This is a genomic window from Streptomyces sp. RKAG337, from assembly GCF_023701715.1.
Classification (GTDB): Bacteria; Actinomycetota; Actinomycetes; order Streptomycetales; family Streptomycetaceae; genus Actinacidiphila.
Map to the genome: position 1 here is coordinate 5,794,036 of NZ_JAJOZA010000001.1, position 14,325 is coordinate 5,808,360.

A 14,325-nucleotide genomic window follows, 5' to 3' on the forward strand; every position below is an offset into this window, starting at 1 on the left:
CACGACAACACCACGGCATATCCTGGGACCGCGGCGGCGGAAGGGGTGCGGTGGCCACGGTGGGGGAGCAGTTCGGGCTGCGCGAACGGGACGGCCAGCTGGCCGTCGCGGCACGCCTCGCGGAACGGGCCGAGGCGGGCGCGGGCGCCCTGCTGGTGGTGCGCGGCGGCACCGGCAGCGGCCGGACCGCCCTCCTGGACGCCGCGGCCGAACTCGCCCGGCGGCAGGGCCTGGACGTCCGCCGTACCCGCTGCGCCGAGCACGACCAGGACGCCGGCAGCGTGCCGGCCGTCGTGCGGCGGCTGCTGGACGGCGCCCCCGAGGCCACATCCATCGACGACCTGTCACCCGGCGGCATACCGCTCGCGCTGGCCGTCGACGACATCCACCTGGCGGATCCGGCCTCCCGCGGCTGGTTCGGCCGGCTGGTGCCCCGGCTCGACCGGCTGCCGGTCCTGCTGATCCTGACCGAGCGTCACCAGTACGACATGACGCCGGCCCCGCGCGGCATCGCCTGGGGCCTGGCCCCCTCCCTCGTCCACACCGTGCGGCTGCCGCCGCTGAGCGGGCCGTCCGTCGACGCGATCGCCCGCGAACGGCTCGGCGGCGACCCGCCGCCCAGCCTCGCCGCGGCGACCGCGGGCAACCCGCTGCTGCTGCACGCCCTGCTGCAGGACCTGGCCGAGCTGCACCCCGGCGGCCCGCCGGAGCGCACCCCGTCGAGCGTCGCCGAACTGCACCCCGGTGCCTACGCCGACGCCGTCGCCTGGCTGCTGGCCGCGGCGGGCCCGCAGACCGCCGACGCCGGCTGCGCGCTCGCTCTGGTGCAGGACGAGCACGACCCGCTCGGCCTGCTGGCCGAATGGCAGCGCGGCGAGCGCCGGCGCACCGGGCGGAAGGGCTTCACGGTGCCGGGTCACGTCGGCGCCGGGCCGGCGCGCGGCGAGCCGGAGACCGCCGATCCCGCGCGGCTGGCCGGCTGGGCCGCCGCACTGCGGCACCACGGCTTCCTGGCCGCGGGACACGGCGAGGCCGGCGGGCCGGCCCGGTTCGCCCACCCGCTGCTGCGCGACGCGGTGCTGCACACCCTGCCCCGCGAGCGCCGGGACGCGGCGCACCGCACCGCGGCCCGGCTGCTGCACGAGCGCGGCGACCGGGCCGGCGCCGTCGCCGGGCATCTGCTGCCGGTCCCGCCGGTCGGCGAGGCGTGGGCGGCCGATGTGCTGCTCGCCGCCGCGCAGGAGAGCCGCTCGGAACCCGAGGGCGTGCCGCAGGCCGTCGCCCATCTGCGCCGGGCGCTGGACGAGCCCCTCACCACCGAGCGGCGCGGCAGCGTGCTCACCGAACTGGGCTGTCTGGAGGTCCGGATCGACCGGGCGGCCGGGGTCCGGCGGCTCGCCGAGGCGCTGCGCGTGCAGCAGGACGGGCACGGCCGGGTGCGGGTGGCCAGCGCGCTGGGCACGGCGCTCGCCGCGCACGGCGAGGTGCCGGCCGCCATCGCCGTGCTGCGCGAACTCGCCGACGGCTTCGCCGGCCGCCCGGACCTGCTGAGCGCGGTGCAGGCGGCGACCGCGCTCATCGCCTCGCACGACGGGGAGAGCTGGCGGCAGATGATCTCCGAACTGCTGCGGCTGCGGCACCTCGGCGACCCGGACCCGATGGCCGAGATGATGCTCACCGAGTACGAGTCGGCCGCCGGGCTGCTCTCGGCGGAACAGGCCTGGGAGCAGGTGCGTCCACTGCTCACGCACGGCTCGGTGGACCCGCTGCTGGAGCCGTACGTCCTGGGGTCGGTCGCCACCGTCGCGCAGTGGGCCGACCTGCTGGACGAGGCGGAACGGTACGCCGACCGGATCCCGCTCGGCGAGCCGGTGCTGCATCCCGGCCACGAGTGCCTGGTGAGCGTGCGGGCCGAGGCCGCCGTCATGCGGGGGGACTTCGCCCGGCTCGTCGACGACCAGGACCCCGCCGCCAACGTCCACGTCGGCGCCCAGACCATGATCGCGCTCACCGAACTCGACCGGCTCGACGAGGCGGCCGGGCTCGCCGCGAGGCTCGCCGGCCCCGGCCCCGACCACTCCTGGCAGTGGTGCGAGTTCCTGTACGCGCGCGGGCTGCTGCGGGCGGCGCGGGGCGACGACGCGGGCGCGCTGGAGGACCTCACCGACTGCGGCCGGCGGCAGGTCGCCCGCGGTGTGGTGAGCCCGGTCGTCACCGCCTGGCGCTCGGCGGCCGCCGACAGCCTGGTGCGGACCGGCCGGGCCGGTGAGGCGGTGCCGCTCGCCACCGAGGAGCTGCGGCTGGCCAGGATCTGGGGCACGGCCCGCACCGAGGGGCGCGCCCTGCGCGCGCTCGGCTCGGTCACCGGCGGCCGGCGCGGCATCGAACTGCTCGAGGAGGCCGTCACCCGGCTGCGCGAGGAGCCGGCCGCCGAGCCGGAACTGATCGCCGCGCAGCTCGGCCTGGGCCGCTCCCTGACCGCCGCCGGGCGCTCAGGGCAGGCCCGCGACGTGCTGCGGGAGGCCGCCGCGCGCGCCGAGCGGCTCGGCGCCGTACGGCTGGCCCGGCTCGCGCGGCAGGCGCTGCGGGACGGCGGCGCCCGCCCGCGCCGGATCCCGCACACCGGAACGGGCGCCCTGACGGGCAGCGAGCGGCGGATAGCGGAACTGGCCGCCGCGGGCCACGGCAACGGGGAGATTGCGGAGCTGCTGCATCTGGCCCGCCGGACCGTCGAGACCCATCTGACCAGCACCTATCGCAAGCTCGGCATCCGGCAGCGGGCCGATCTGGCGGCGGCGCTGGCGGCGGCTCCCGGGATCCCGGCCGGCCGGTGACCGGCCGCGGGCCCGCACCCGCCGGCCTGCCCTGGCCCGCCCTGACCCGCGGAGTGCGGCCCCCGGACCGCTGGCGTACCGTGAAGTCACCCCATTGAGCTGAGCAGCAAGGACACCCCTATGCGCGCCACCGCCATCCACGCCCCGTTCGACATCAGGGTGGAGGACGTGCCCGACGCCGCGATCCGGCAGCCCGGCGACGCCGTCGTCCGGGTGGTCCGCGCCTGCATCTGCGGCAGCGACCTCTGGGCGTACCGCGGCGAGGCGGCCCGGGAGCCCGGGCAGCGCATCGGCCACGAATTCCTCGGCGTGGTCGAGGAGACCGGCTCCGAGGTGTCGGGACTGACGGCGGGCGACCTGGTCGTCGCCCCCTTCATGTGGTCCGACGGCGTGTGCGAGTACTGCGCCGACGGCCTGACGACCTCCTGTGTGCACGGTGGCTTCTGGGGCTCGGTCGGCTCCGACGGCGGCCAGGGCGAGGCCGTCCGGGTGCCCTTCGCCGACGCCACCCTGGTCAAGCTGCCCGCCGAGGCGCTCTCCGACGACCGTCTGCTGTCCGCGCTGCTCGCGCTGTCCGACGTCATGGGCACCGGCCACCACGCCGCCATCGGCGCCGGTGTCGGCCCCGGCACGACGGTGGCCGTCGTCGGTGACGGTGCGGTCGGCCTGTGCGGTGTGCTCGCCGCCAAGCGGCTGGGCGCCGAGCGGATCATCGCGCTCGGCCGGCACACGGCGCGCACCGACATCGCCCGCACCTTCGGTGCCACCGACGTCGTCGCCGAGCGCGGCGAGGCCGCCGTCGCGGCGGTCCGCGAGCTGACCCGCGGCCAGGGCGCGCACGCCGTCATCGAGGCGGTCGGCACCGAGCAGTCCATGCGGACGGCCGTGGGCATCACCCGCGACGGCGGCGCCATCGGTTACGTCGGCGTCCCGCACGGCAGCGGCACCGGTCTGGACCTCGGCGAGATGTTCAACCGCAACATCGCCCTGCGCGGCGGTGTCGCCCCGGTCCGCAGCTACATCCCGGAGCTGCTCCCCGACATCCTGTCCGGCGCCATCGACCCGTCCCCGGTCTTCGACCACGCGGTCGGCCTGGAGGGCGTCCCCGGCGGCTACAAGGCGATGGACGAGCGCACCGCCCTGAAGGTCATCGTCAAGCTCTGACGACGAACGCCGGGCGGGCCCATCGATCGGGCCCGCCCGGCGTCATCGGCAGCCGTTACCTGGTGACGGCTACTTGGTGACGGCGTCCAGGGCGTCGACGATGCCGTACCCGTAGAAGCTGTTCAGCCGCTTCGGGCCGGTGCAGGTCGCGTCCTGCACCCCGTTGCCGTCCGGGTCGTACAGGCCCGTCGGGCAGCCGGGGTTGTCGGCCTCGGCCTTGAGGAGCCACTGGATCTGCTCGGGCGTGGCGTGCGGGTGCCTGCTCTTGATGAGCGCCGCGACGGCCGCCACGTGCGGGCTGGCCATCGAGGTGCCCTGCAGGTATCCGTAGGTGTTGCCGGGCAGGGTGGACAGGATCCGGCCGTTCTTGTCCGGGCTGCCGGGGATCTGGTACTTGTCCCCGCCGGGGGCGGCGACGTCGATGACGCCCCGGCCGTAGCTGGAGTAGTACGACTTGAGGTTCTGCACGCCGGTCGCGGAGACCGTGACGACACCGGGCAGCTGGGTCGGGATGTCGAAGCACTGGTGCGGGTCGACGGTGCGGACGACCGGGGTGCCGTCGTCCGGGCTGGACGCGTCGGAGAGCGCGTTCGAGTCCAGGTCGTCGTTGGAGTTTCCGGCGGAGGCGACGTTCAGCACGCCCTTGCGCTCGGAGTACTTCGACGCACGGTTGACGGCGTCGACGATCGCCTGCTGGTCGGGGTCGGCGAGGCAGTTGTAGAGCCACGGGTCGATGTAATAGCTGTTGTTCGTCACGGAGATGCCGTGGTCGGCGGCGAAGACGAACGCGCAGACCACGCTCTCCGGGTAGAACAGGCTGGTGACGGGGTCGCTGACCTTGATGGCCGCGACCTTGACGTTGGGCGCGACACCGGCCACGCCGATGCCGTTGCGCGCCGCGGCGATCTCGCCCGCCACATGCGTGCCGTGGTAGTCACTGGCCGGGTCGTACGGGCGCCAGGCGCCCGGGGTGGTGTCGGCCACTCCGCCCACGCAGTTCGCGGACTGCGAGGCGGAGAAGTTCGCGGCGAGATCCGGGTGGGTGTCATCGATGCCGGTGTCGATGACACCGACCGTGACCTTCCGGCTGCCCGGGTTGATCTTCGCGGCCTGGTCGGCCTTGATGGCCACGAGATCCCACTGGTTCGCCTCCAGCGGCTCCTGCGCGGTGCCGGCCTTCGCGTTGGCCGCGGTGGCCGCGGCGACCTGCGCGGCCGTGAGCCGCTCCGGCGCGCCCAGTTCGGTGGTCGAGGCGGGGGCGATGGCGGCGGTGCGGGTGGCGCCCGCGGTCTGCACTCCATGGGCCTTGCGTATCGCGGCGGCGAAGCCCGGGTTCGCCGAGTGGACGACGATGACGCCGATCTTCTCGTACGAGATGACCACCTGGCCGCCGGCCCGGGATATCGCGCGTTCGACGCTCTTGACGGTGCCGTGGTCCACCCTGGTGTTGACCACGTAGGACAGCAGCGGGCCGTCGGCCGCCACCGTACTGTCCGCCGCCGACGCCGAAGCGGCGCCCGGCAGTACGGCGACGGCTGCCGCCAGCGCCATCCCGACGGTCGCCGCGAGCACGCGGCGCCGTCCGGACCGTCTGTGAAGAGGAACCATGGGATCTCCAATCGTCCAACGACCCGCCCTGACGGCACGGTTGCCGTTGGACGGGTACATGACGATGGAAGCTATCGTCGTACCGGTGGCGCCATCAATGGATTGCGGTGGAAATCCCGGATTCCTACCGGATTCCCGTTCGAAGCGGTGGCGCGTCAGCCACCGCCGTGGCCGGACCGCAGCGCCTCGATGCTCAACAGCGGTATGACCACCCGCGGTCCGTACCACCGCCCGGGCGCCGCGCGGCCGGCCGGCCGTGGTGCCGCGGCCACCGGGACGGTCAACCGGACGGCCCCGTAGGGCAGTCGGTGCGGACCCGGGGGCGGGGAACTCGGCGGGGTGTTCACGGGCGATGTCCTCGGTGCTGCGTCACGGCCGCGTCCGGGCCGCTTCGTGGCGGTGCTGGGCGCTCTGTACAACGAAGCGCCCCGGTCCCGGTGTCGGCCCTGATCCGGATGGCGGCAGTTTTCACCGAGGGCCTGTTGAACACCCGCCGTCACCCCTCTAACATGCGGTCTCCGATCATCGACGTGACGCAGATCACTCATGGAGGCACCGTGGACCCCGCACCACCGTCCGCCACCCCGGGCCCGCCGACCCCCGCTTCGTACTCCGAGGTCGAGGCGAGCCCGGAATTCGGCGAACTACGGCACTCCTACCGGGTGTTCGCGTTCCCGGTCACCGTCGCCTTCCTCACCTGGTACCTGCTGTACGTACTCCTGTCGAGTTACGCGGGCGGGTTCATGGCGACCAAGGTCGTCGGGAACATCAACGTGGCCTTCGTCTTCGGCCTCGCGCAGTTCCTCACCACGTTCCTCATCGCGTGGATATACGCCAGGTACGCGAGTGCCCGGCTCGACCCGGGGGCCGAGGCCCTCAAGGCGCGGCTGGAGAACGGCACCACGTCGGTCGGTGCCGACCCGGCGGCCGAGGTTCCCGGGGCGCGGCTGGAGAACGACGCTACGTTGGAGGACCGCTCATGACCACCGGCACGATCAACCTGGCGGCCGAGGCGGCGGCGTCCGAGCACCGCACCCTGATCATCACGCTCTTCTCCGTGTTCGTCGTCATCACCCTCGGCATCACCGTCTGGGCCGGCCGCCAGACGAAGGACGCCACCGACTTCTACGCGGGCGGCCGCGGCTTCACCGGGTTCCAGAACGGTCTGGCGATCTCCGGCGACTACATGTCCGCCGCGTCGTTCCTCGGTATCGCCGGCGCCATCGCCCTCGTCGGCTACGACGGCTTCCTCTACTCGATCGGCTTCCTGGTCGCCTGGCTGGTCGCCCTGCTGCTGGTCGCGGAACCGCTGCGCAACGCCGGCCGCTTCACCATGGCCGACGTGCTCGCCTACCGGCTGCGCCAGCGCCCGGTGCGCACCGCCGCCGGCACCTCGACCATCGTCGTGTCGATCTTCTATCTGCTGGCCCAGATGGTCGGCGCGGGCGCCCTGGTCTCGCTGCTGCTCGGTGTCACCGGCGAGGGCCCGAAGCGGCTGATCGTGGCGCTGGTCGGCATCGTCATGGTGCTGTACGTGACGATCGGCGGCATGAAGGGCACGACCTGGGTGCAGATCATCAAGGCCGTGATGCTGATCCTCGGCACCCTGCTGATCACGATCCTGGTGCTCAACAAGTTCCACTGGAACCCGTCCACGCTGCTGGGCGCCGCGGCCGAGAAGAGCGGCCAGGGGCACAAGTTCCTGGAGCCGGGCCTCAAGTACGGCGTCGACAGCACCAGCAAGATCAACTTCATCTCGCTGGGCCTGGCCCTCGTCCTGGGCACCGCCGGACTGCCGCACATCCTGGTGCGCTTCTACACCGTGCCCTCCGCGAAGGTCGCCCGTAAGTCCGTGAACTGGGCGATCGGCATCATCGGCGGGTTCTATCTGATGACCATCGCGCTCGGGTTCGGCGCGGCGGCGCTGGTCGGCGCCGCCAAGATCAAGGCGAGCGACAAGTCCGGCAACACCGCGGCGCCGCTGCTCGCCGAGTACGTCGGCGGCGGCCCCGGCACCACCGGCGGCGCGATCCTGCTCGCGGTGATCTCCGCGGTGGCCTTCGCCACCATCCTCGCCGTCGTCGCCGGCCTCACCCTCGCCTCGTCGGCCTCGTTCGCGCACGACCTGTGGGCCAACGTGATCCGCAAGGGCAAGGTGAGCGAGAAGAACGAGGTGATCACCGCCAAGATCGCCGCGGTCGCGATCGGCGCGGTCTCCATCGGGCTCGGCATGTACGCCACCAAACTCAACGCGGCGGCCCTGGTGGCGCTCGCCTTCGCGGTGGCCGCCTCCGCCAACCTCCCGACCATCCTCTACAGCCTGTACTGGAAGCGGTTCACCACCTCGGGGGCGACCTGGTCGATCTACGGCGGCCTGGTCTCCTCGGTCGTCCTGGTGATCTTCTCGCCGGTCGTCTCCGGCGCCGCCGACTCCCTCTTCACCGGCATGGACTTCCACTGGTTCCCGCTGGGCAACCCGGGCATCGTCTCCATCCCGCTGGGCTTCCTGCTCGGCTGGCTGGGCACGGTCCTGTCCAAGGAGGAGCCGGACCTCGAGAAGTACAAGGAACTGGAGGTCCGCTCCATGACCGGCGCCGGAGCCCACTGACCGGCCGTCCACCACCGGTGACCACGGGTTCAACAAACTGTTGCATTGTGGGGCCCATCGCGTACGCTGCGGCGATACGCGGTGGGTCACCGTGGTCCTAAGCTGGAGTGGCGGGCGCACCTGGTGCCCGCGAGGGAGGCGGAACGCGTGCTGATCGACACCTACGGACGCGTGGCCACCGATCTGCGGGTCTCGCTGACCGACCGGTGCAATCTGCGCTGCACGTACTGCATGCCCGAGGAGGGCCTGCAGTGGCTGGCCAAGCCCGAGCTGCTCACCGACGACGAGATCGTCCGGATGGTACGGATCGGCGTCACCGACCTCGGCGTCAAGGACGTCCGCTTCACCGGCGGCGAGCCGCTGCTGCGCCCCGGCCTGGTCGGCATCATCGAACGCGTCGCGGCCCTCGAACCGCGCCCCCGGATCTCGCTGACCACCAACGGCATCGGCCTCGGACGCACCGCCGCCGCGCTCCGCGACGCCGGCCTGAACCGCGTCAACGTCTCCCTCGACACCCTGCGCCCCGACGTCTTCCAGGCCATGACCCGCCGCAAGCGCCACCATGACGTCATCGGCGGGCTCGAAGCGGCCCGCGCCGCCGGCCTGGCCCCGGTCAAGGTCAACGCGGTCCTCATGCGCGGGGTCAACGACGACGAGGCCCCTGACCTGCTCCAGTGGGCCGTCGAGAACGACTACGAGCTGCGCTTCATCGAGCAGATGCCGCTGGACGCGCAGCACGGCTGGCAGCGCAGCGACATGGTGACCGCCGAAGAGATCCTGGAGAGCCTCAGGACCCGCTTCACGCTCACCCCCGAGCCCAACGGGGCCCGCGGCTCCGCCCCCGCCGAACGCTGGCTGGTGGACGGCGGCCCGGCCCGGGTCGGCGTCATCGCCTCCGTGACCCGCCCCTTCTGCCGCGCCTGCGACCGTACCCGGCTCACCGCCGACGGCCAGGTCCGCGACTGCCTCTTCGCCCGCACCGAGTCCGACCTGCGCGCCCCGCTGCGCTCCGGTGCCGACGACGCGGAGATCGCCGCGCTGTGGAAGACCGCGATGTGGGGCAAGAAGGCCGGCTCCGGGCTCGACGACCCGTCGTTCCTGCAGCCCGACCGCCCGATGTCGGCGATCGGCGGCTAGGACCCGTCCGGCCCCGCGGTACGGCCCCGGCCCGGCCCCGGGCCAGGCGGGCCGGACCGCGGTTCCGTCCGCTATCAGGACGCCGCAGGACCCCCCGGTTCGGCCGGATCCGCCGGCGTGACAGGGTCCGCGGGGTTCGCCGGGTCCTGCCAGTCCGCGAACGGCACGACGTCCTTCAGGAACCCCCGCAGATCCAGGAACTGCGACAGGTGCTCCCGGTGCTCGTCACAGGCGAGCCAGGTCTTCCGGCGGTCCGGGGTGTGCAGTTTGGGGTTGTTCCATGCCAGCACCCACGCGGCGGTGGTGCGGCAGCCCTTGGCCGAGCAGATCGGCGTCACGTCGTTCATGGCTGCCAGTAAACATGGCGACGCCGGGCAGCCACGGGGGGAGCCGCCCGGCGTCGGTCCGTCGCTCCGACGGGGGATGCGGAGCGCGTACGAAGTATGTCACGCGTGCACCCCGGTCGAGGAGTGGATCCTCATGATTGATCTGAGCTTTTCTTGAGGTTTCCGGCCAGGTGCGGCTCAGTTTCGACTGCTGGAAGGGCCCTCCGGATATTCCGTTCCGGGCTCCACATGACCCTCCAGGACGACCGGCTCCAGCATCGGCCGGGTCGGCGGCGGGACGAAGGACGACGGCAGCGACGGCGCGTTCTCCCGTCCCGCGTTGGCGATGACCACCGCGACATAGGGCAGCAGCGCGCCCAGCACCAGCGCGACCCAGGCCAGCGGCCGCTGGACGTTCCACAAGGTCACGGTCGCGATGACCGAGGCGGTACGGACCAGCATCGAGATGACGTAGCGGCGCTGCCTGCCCTGTACATCCTGAGTGAGACCGGTCCGGGCTCCGGTGATCCGGAACACCTCGCCGTCACTGTGCTTCCGCGTCACATTCCACCGCCTGCTCGGCCCACCGGGCCGTACCGAATTCTGTTGCGGGGACCCGCCCCAGACCTCTCTCACGGTACGCCGCGGGTCCGCCGCATTCGAGACCGGGGCCGCCCCGCGAGTGGCGTGCGGACCCCGTCGTACGGCGTATGGACGCCCCCGACATGCGGCGTAGCCCACCCCGGATCAGACTGACGTCACGAGTGCATCGTCACTCGAACGCGAGGAGGCGTGTGACATGAGTTGGTTGTGGGCGATCATCGTCGGCCTGGTTCTGGGTCTGATCGCGAAAGCGATCCTGCCCGGCAAGCAGTCCATCCCGCTGTGGCTGACCGCGATCTTCGGCATGCTCGGCAGCATCCTGGGCAACGCGGTGGCGACCTGGATCGGCGTCAACGACACCAGCGGCATCGACTGGACCCGGCACCTGCTGCAGTTGCTCGGCGCCATCGCCGTGGTGGCCGTCGGCGACGGACTGTGGGCGGCGATCAGAGGCAAGAAGGAAGCCGCCTGACGACTCGGACCTGACGACTCGGACCTGGCGACTCAGACCGGGCGCTGTCGCAGCCGCGCCGGCGGAACCCGGTCGGTCAGCCACACGCCGTTGGCGCTGACCCGGAACACATGGCCCTCGGCGGCCAGCCCGGCAGCGTCCACCTCCAGCACCACCGGACGGCCGTGCCGTGCACCCACGCGCACGGCCGTCTCCACGTCCGCCGACAGATGGACGTCCTGACGGGACATCGGCAGCAGCCCGTCCCGGAGGATCAGCGGCAGCGTCGTCGTCGCGGTGCCGTGGAACAGCACGTCGGGCGGCGGCGCGGCCGCCAGTCCGAGGTCCACCGTGACCGAGTGCCCCTGGCTGGCCCGGATGCGCCCGCCGTCCGGCGAGTACTCGTTGCGCTTCTTGTTGTTCGTCGCGACGACATGGTCCAGCTCGGCGCGCGAGAAGCGGCGGCCCGCCCGGTCGCAGGCGGCGATCAGTTCGTCCACCGCCACCCAGCCGCCCTCGTCGAGGGTCACCCCGACCGCTCCCGGATCGTGCCGCAGCACCAGGGCCAGGAACTTCGAGACCTTGACCGTCCGCTTCTCGTCCACCGTCGTCATCCTCCTGGCAGGGCCGGTCAGACGCCCTGGCTGACCGAACTCATGTTGAAGTCCGGGATCCGCATGGCCGGTGCCGCGGCCCGCGTGAAGTAGTCGCTCCACTCGCGCGGCAGCGTCCGCTCGGTGCGGCCGGTCTCGGCGACCCGGCCGAGCAGGTCCACCGGCGACTCGTTGAACCGGAAGTTGTTCACCGCGCCCGTCACCTCGCCGTTCTCGACGAGATAGACCCCGTCCCGGGTGAGGCCGGTGAGCAGCAGCGTCGCCGGATCGACCTCGCGGATGTACCACAGGCAGGTGAGCAGCAGCCCGCGATCGGTGGCCGCGACCATCTCCTCCAGCGACTTCGTGCCGCCGCCGTCCAGGATCAGGTTGTCGCCGGCCGGGGTCACCGGCAGGCCGGTGAGGCCCGCGCTGTGCCGGGTGGTGGGCAGCCGGTTGAGCACCCCGTCCCGGATCCAGTCCACCGGACCGACCGGCAGGCCGTTGTCGAACACCGAGGTGTCGTCGCCCGAGGCGTGCGCGATGACGAACGGTGCCGACTCCAGACCGGGTGCCTGCGGGTCGCTGCGCAGCGTCAGCGGCAGGTCGGAGAGCTTCTCCCCGACCCGGGTGCCGCCGCCGGGCTTGCTGAACACGGTGCGGCCCTCGGCCGCGTCCCGGGCGCCGGACGACCACAGCTGGTAGATCGCCAGGTCCGCGACGGCGGTCGGCGGCAGCAGCGTCTCGTAGCGGCCGACGGGCAGCTCGATCCGGCGTTCCGCCCAGGCGAGCCGCTGTGCGAGCTCCGCGTCGAGCGCCGCCACGTCGATGTCCTTGAAGTCCCGGGTCGAGGCCCCGGCCCAGGCGGACCGGGAGCGGTCCGGCGACTTGGCGTTGAGCTCCATGGTGCCGGTCGGCTGGTCGTGCCGCAGCCGCAGCCCGGTGGAACTGCCGAGGTAGCTGGAGGTCACCGAGTGGAAGGCGAAGCCGTACAGCTGCCGTCCGCCGGCCCGCGCGGTGGCGAAGGACTCGCCCAGCGCCGGTGCGAACGACCCGAAGACCTCGGAGGAGGTCTCGGCGGGCGGCTCGGTGAAGGCGGCGGAGTGCGCGGTCCCCTCGACGAGCGGCTGCGCGTCCTCGGCCGGTCCCGCGGCGCGGGCCGCCTCCTCCGCGGCCCGGACCAGCGGCTCCAGGTCGTCGGCGGTCACCGCGGAGCGGGACACCACACCGGAGGCGGCGCCCTGCGAGCCGTTCACCGTCGCGATGACGGTGAGGGTGCGGCCCCGGGTGACGCCGTTGGTGGTCAGCGCGTTGCCCGCCCAGCGCAGGTTGGCGCTGGACTCCTCGTCCGCGATGACGACGCAGCCGTCGGCGCGGGACAGTGCCAGGGCGCGCTCGACGATCTCGTGCGGAGCGGTGCTGCGGGGGCTCATCGGCCGGCCTCCTGGGTCGTGTTCAGGATGTTGACACCGCGGAACAGCGCGGACGGGCAGCCGTGGCTGACCGCCGCGACCTGGCCGGGCTGGGCCTTGCCGCAGTTGAAGGCGCCGCCGAGCACATACGTCTGCGGGCCGCCGACGGCTTCCATCGAGCCCCAGAAGTCGGTGGTCGTGGCCTGGTAGGCGACGTCCTTGAGCTGGCCCGCGAGCCGGCCGTTCTCGATCCGGAAGAACCGCTGGCCGGTGAACTGGAAGTTGTAGCGCTGCATGTCGATGGACCAGGAGCGGTCGCCGACGATGTAGATCCCGCGCTCGACGCCGCCGATCAGCTCCCGCGTCGACGGTCCGTCCGGCGCCGGCTGGAGCGACACGTTCGCCATCCGCTGCACCGGCACATGGCCGGGGGAGTCGGCGTACGCGCAGCCGTTGGACCGTTCGAAGCCGGTGAGCTTCGCGATCCGGCGGTCCAGCTGGTAGCCGACCAGGGTGCCGTCCTTGACCAGGTCCCAGGTCTGCCCGGCGACGCCCTCGTCGTCGTAGCCGATCGTCGCGAGGCCGTGCTCCGCGGTGCGGTCCCCGGTGACGTTCAGCAGCGCGGAGCCGTACTTCAGCGTGCCCAGCTGGTCGAAGGTCGCGAAGGAGGTGCCCGCGTAGGCCGCCTCGTAGCCCAGCGCCCGGTCCAGCTCGGTGGCGTGGCCGATCGACTCGTGGATCGTCAGCCACAGGTTGGACGGGTCGACGACGACGTCGTACGAACCGGCCTCCACGGTCGGCGCGAGCATCTTCTCGGCCAGCAGCTCCGGGATCTCCGCGAGTTCGGCGTCCCAGTCCCAGCCGGTGCCCGTCAGGTACTCCCAGCCGCGGCCGACCGGCGGGGCCAGGGTGCGCATGGAGTCGAAGTCACCGCTGCCGGGGTCCACCGCGACCGCGGTGAGCTGCGGGTGCAGCCGCACCCGCTGCTGCGTGGTGCTGGTACCCGAGGTGTCCGCGTAGAACTTGTTCTCCTGAACGGTCATCAGGGACGCGTCCGCGTGCGCGACGCCCTTCGCGGCGAGCAGCCGGCTGCTCCACTCGGCGAGCAGCGCCGTCTTCTCCGCGTCCGGGACGTCGAAGGGGTTGGTCCCGTACTCGGAGACCCACACCTTCTCCGCGTGCACCGGCTCGTCCGCCAGCTCGACCCGTTCGTCGGATCCGGCGGCGGCGATCACCTTCGCCGACAGCTTCGCCATGGCGACCGCCTGGCCGGCGACCCGCGCCGCCGCGTCCATCGTCAGATCGACGCCGGACGCGAAGCCCCAGGCGCCGCCGTGCACGACCCGGACCGCGTATCCGGTGTCCGTGGTGTCCGACGTGCCGGACGGCCTGGCGTCCCGCAGCCGGTACGCGGCGCTGCGGATCCGTTCGAAGCGGAAGTCCGCGTGCTCGGCTCCGAGCGCCCTGGCGCGGGCGAGTGCCGCGTCGGCCAGCGCCCGCAGCGGCAGCGCCAGGAATGACTGATCGACCTCGTGAGGCACAGCGGCCTTCTCCTTCGCCCGGTTCGACAGGTCTGATGCGACAGGTCT

Annotated in this window: 12 protein-coding genes; 6 read left to right on the top strand and 6 right to left on the bottom strand. The window is 72.6% G+C overall.

Translation table 11 applies throughout. The features are described 5' to 3' along the window. Positions 1–50 precede the first annotated feature (50 nt). Positions 51–2,834 (top strand): LuxR C-terminal-related transcriptional regulator, encoded by a 2,784-nt coding sequence (locus tag LNW73_RS25715; protein WP_250991526.1) that lies wholly within the window; start codon positions 51–53, stop codon positions 2,832–2,834. A 120-nt stretch (positions 2,835–2,954) separates the two neighbouring features. After that, on the top strand, positions 2,955–3,998 hold the full coding sequence (locus tag LNW73_RS25720) for a zinc-dependent alcohol dehydrogenase family protein (protein ID WP_138354984.1): 1,044 nt from the start codon (positions 2,955–2,957) through the stop codon (positions 3,996–3,998). Positions 3,999–4,067: 69 nt separating this feature from the next. Here the strand turns inward: LNW73_RS25720 and LNW73_RS25725 are convergent, their stop codons facing one another. Continuing rightward, entirely contained in the window at positions 4,068–5,606 is a 1,539-nt protein-coding gene (locus LNW73_RS25725) for a S8 family peptidase (RefSeq protein WP_250991527.1), read from the bottom strand. Positions 5,607–6,115: 509 nt separating this feature from the next. Here LNW73_RS25725 and LNW73_RS25730 point away from each other — a divergent pair. The 3 genes from LNW73_RS25730 (at position 6,116) to moaA (ending at position 9,351) form a co-directional block, all read left to right on the top strand. Continuing rightward, positions 6,116–6,589, top strand: coding sequence for a DUF485 domain-containing protein (locus LNW73_RS25730; protein ID WP_285391602.1), 474 nt, complete (start codon positions 6,116–6,118; stop codon positions 6,587–6,589). Then, on the top strand, positions 6,586–8,214 hold the full coding sequence (locus tag LNW73_RS25735) for a solute symporter family protein (protein WP_250991528.1): 1,629 nt from the start codon (positions 6,586–6,588) through the stop codon (positions 8,212–8,214). The genes LNW73_RS25730 and LNW73_RS25735 overlap by 4 nt, the downstream gene beginning before the upstream one ends. Positions 8,215–8,361: 147 nt before the next feature. Beyond that, on the top strand, positions 8,362–9,351 hold the full coding sequence (gene moaA / locus LNW73_RS25740; RefSeq protein ID WP_250991529.1) for a GTP 3',8-cyclase MoaA: 990 nt from the start codon (positions 8,362–8,364) through the stop codon (positions 9,349–9,351). Positions 9,352–9,425: 74 nt separating this feature from the next. Here the strand turns inward: moaA and LNW73_RS25745 are convergent, their stop codons facing one another. Together LNW73_RS25745 and LNW73_RS25750 are read right to left on the bottom strand one after the other, a co-directional pair. Further along, positions 9,426–9,698, bottom strand: coding sequence for a hypothetical protein (locus LNW73_RS25745; protein ID WP_250975252.1), 273 nt, complete (start codon positions 9,696–9,698; stop codon positions 9,426–9,428). Positions 9,699–9,875: 177 nt separating this feature from the next. Then, entirely contained in the window at positions 9,876–10,241 is a 366-nt protein-coding gene (locus LNW73_RS25750) for a DUF3099 domain-containing protein (protein ID WP_250975251.1), read from the bottom strand. A 235-nt stretch (positions 10,242–10,476) separates the two neighbouring features. Here LNW73_RS25750 and LNW73_RS25755 point away from each other — a divergent pair, with 235 nt between their 5' ends. Next, complete coding sequence (locus tag LNW73_RS25755) at positions 10,477–10,752, top strand: GlsB/YeaQ/YmgE family stress response membrane protein (protein WP_138354976.1); 276 nt, start codon at positions 10,477–10,479, stop codon at positions 10,750–10,752. Positions 10,753–10,784: 32 nt separating this feature from the next. On the opposite strand, the gene LNW73_RS25760 is transcribed toward LNW73_RS25755, so the two are convergent. Genes LNW73_RS25760 through LNW73_RS25770 form a run of 3 tightly spaced genes read right to left on the bottom strand, consistent with a single transcriptional unit; the run spans position 10,785 to position 14,277 of the window. After that, positions 10,785–11,336, bottom strand: coding sequence for an RNA 2'-phosphotransferase (locus LNW73_RS25760; RefSeq protein WP_250991530.1), 552 nt, complete (start codon positions 11,334–11,336; stop codon positions 10,785–10,787). A gap of 26 nt (positions 11,337–11,362) precedes the next feature. Next, on the bottom strand, positions 11,363–12,757 hold the full coding sequence (locus LNW73_RS25765) for a metallopeptidase TldD-related protein (RefSeq protein ID WP_250991531.1): 1,395 nt from the start codon (positions 12,755–12,757) through the stop codon (positions 11,363–11,365). Next, on the bottom strand, positions 12,754–14,277 hold the full coding sequence (locus tag LNW73_RS25770; RefSeq protein WP_250991532.1) for a TldD/PmbA family protein: 1,524 nt from the start codon (positions 14,275–14,277) through the stop codon (positions 12,754–12,756). Before LNW73_RS25770 ends, LNW73_RS25765 begins: the two co-directional genes overlap by 4 nt. Positions 14,278–14,325 lie beyond the last annotated feature (48 nt).

What these genes read in the sequence shown, in the direction of transcription:
- LNW73_RS25720 (WP_138354984.1), top strand. Translation starts at nt 2,955, where the DNA reads ATGCGCGCCACCGCCATCCACGCCCCGTTCGACATCAGGGTGGAGGAC.
- LNW73_RS25725 (WP_250991527.1), bottom strand. Translation starts at nt 5,606, where the DNA reads ATGGTTCCTCTTCACAGACGGTCCGGACGGCGCCGCGTGCTCGCGGCG.
- LNW73_RS25730 (WP_285391602.1), top strand. Translation starts at nt 6,116, where the DNA reads ATGCGGTCTCCGATCATCGACGTGACGCAGATCACTCATGGAGGCACC.
- LNW73_RS25735 (WP_250991528.1), top strand. Translation starts at nt 6,586, where the DNA reads ATGACCACCGGCACGATCAACCTGGCGGCCGAGGCGGCGGCGTCCGAG.
- LNW73_RS25745 (WP_250975252.1), bottom strand. Translation starts at nt 9,698, where the DNA reads ATGAACGACGTGACGCCGATCTGCTCGGCCAAGGGCTGCCGCACCACC.
- LNW73_RS25755 (WP_138354976.1), top strand. Translation starts at nt 10,477, where the DNA reads ATGAGTTGGTTGTGGGCGATCATCGTCGGCCTGGTTCTGGGTCTGATC.
- LNW73_RS25765 (WP_250991531.1), bottom strand. Translation starts at nt 12,757, where the DNA reads ATGAGCCCCCGCAGCACCGCTCCGCACGAGATCGTCGAGCGCGCCCTG.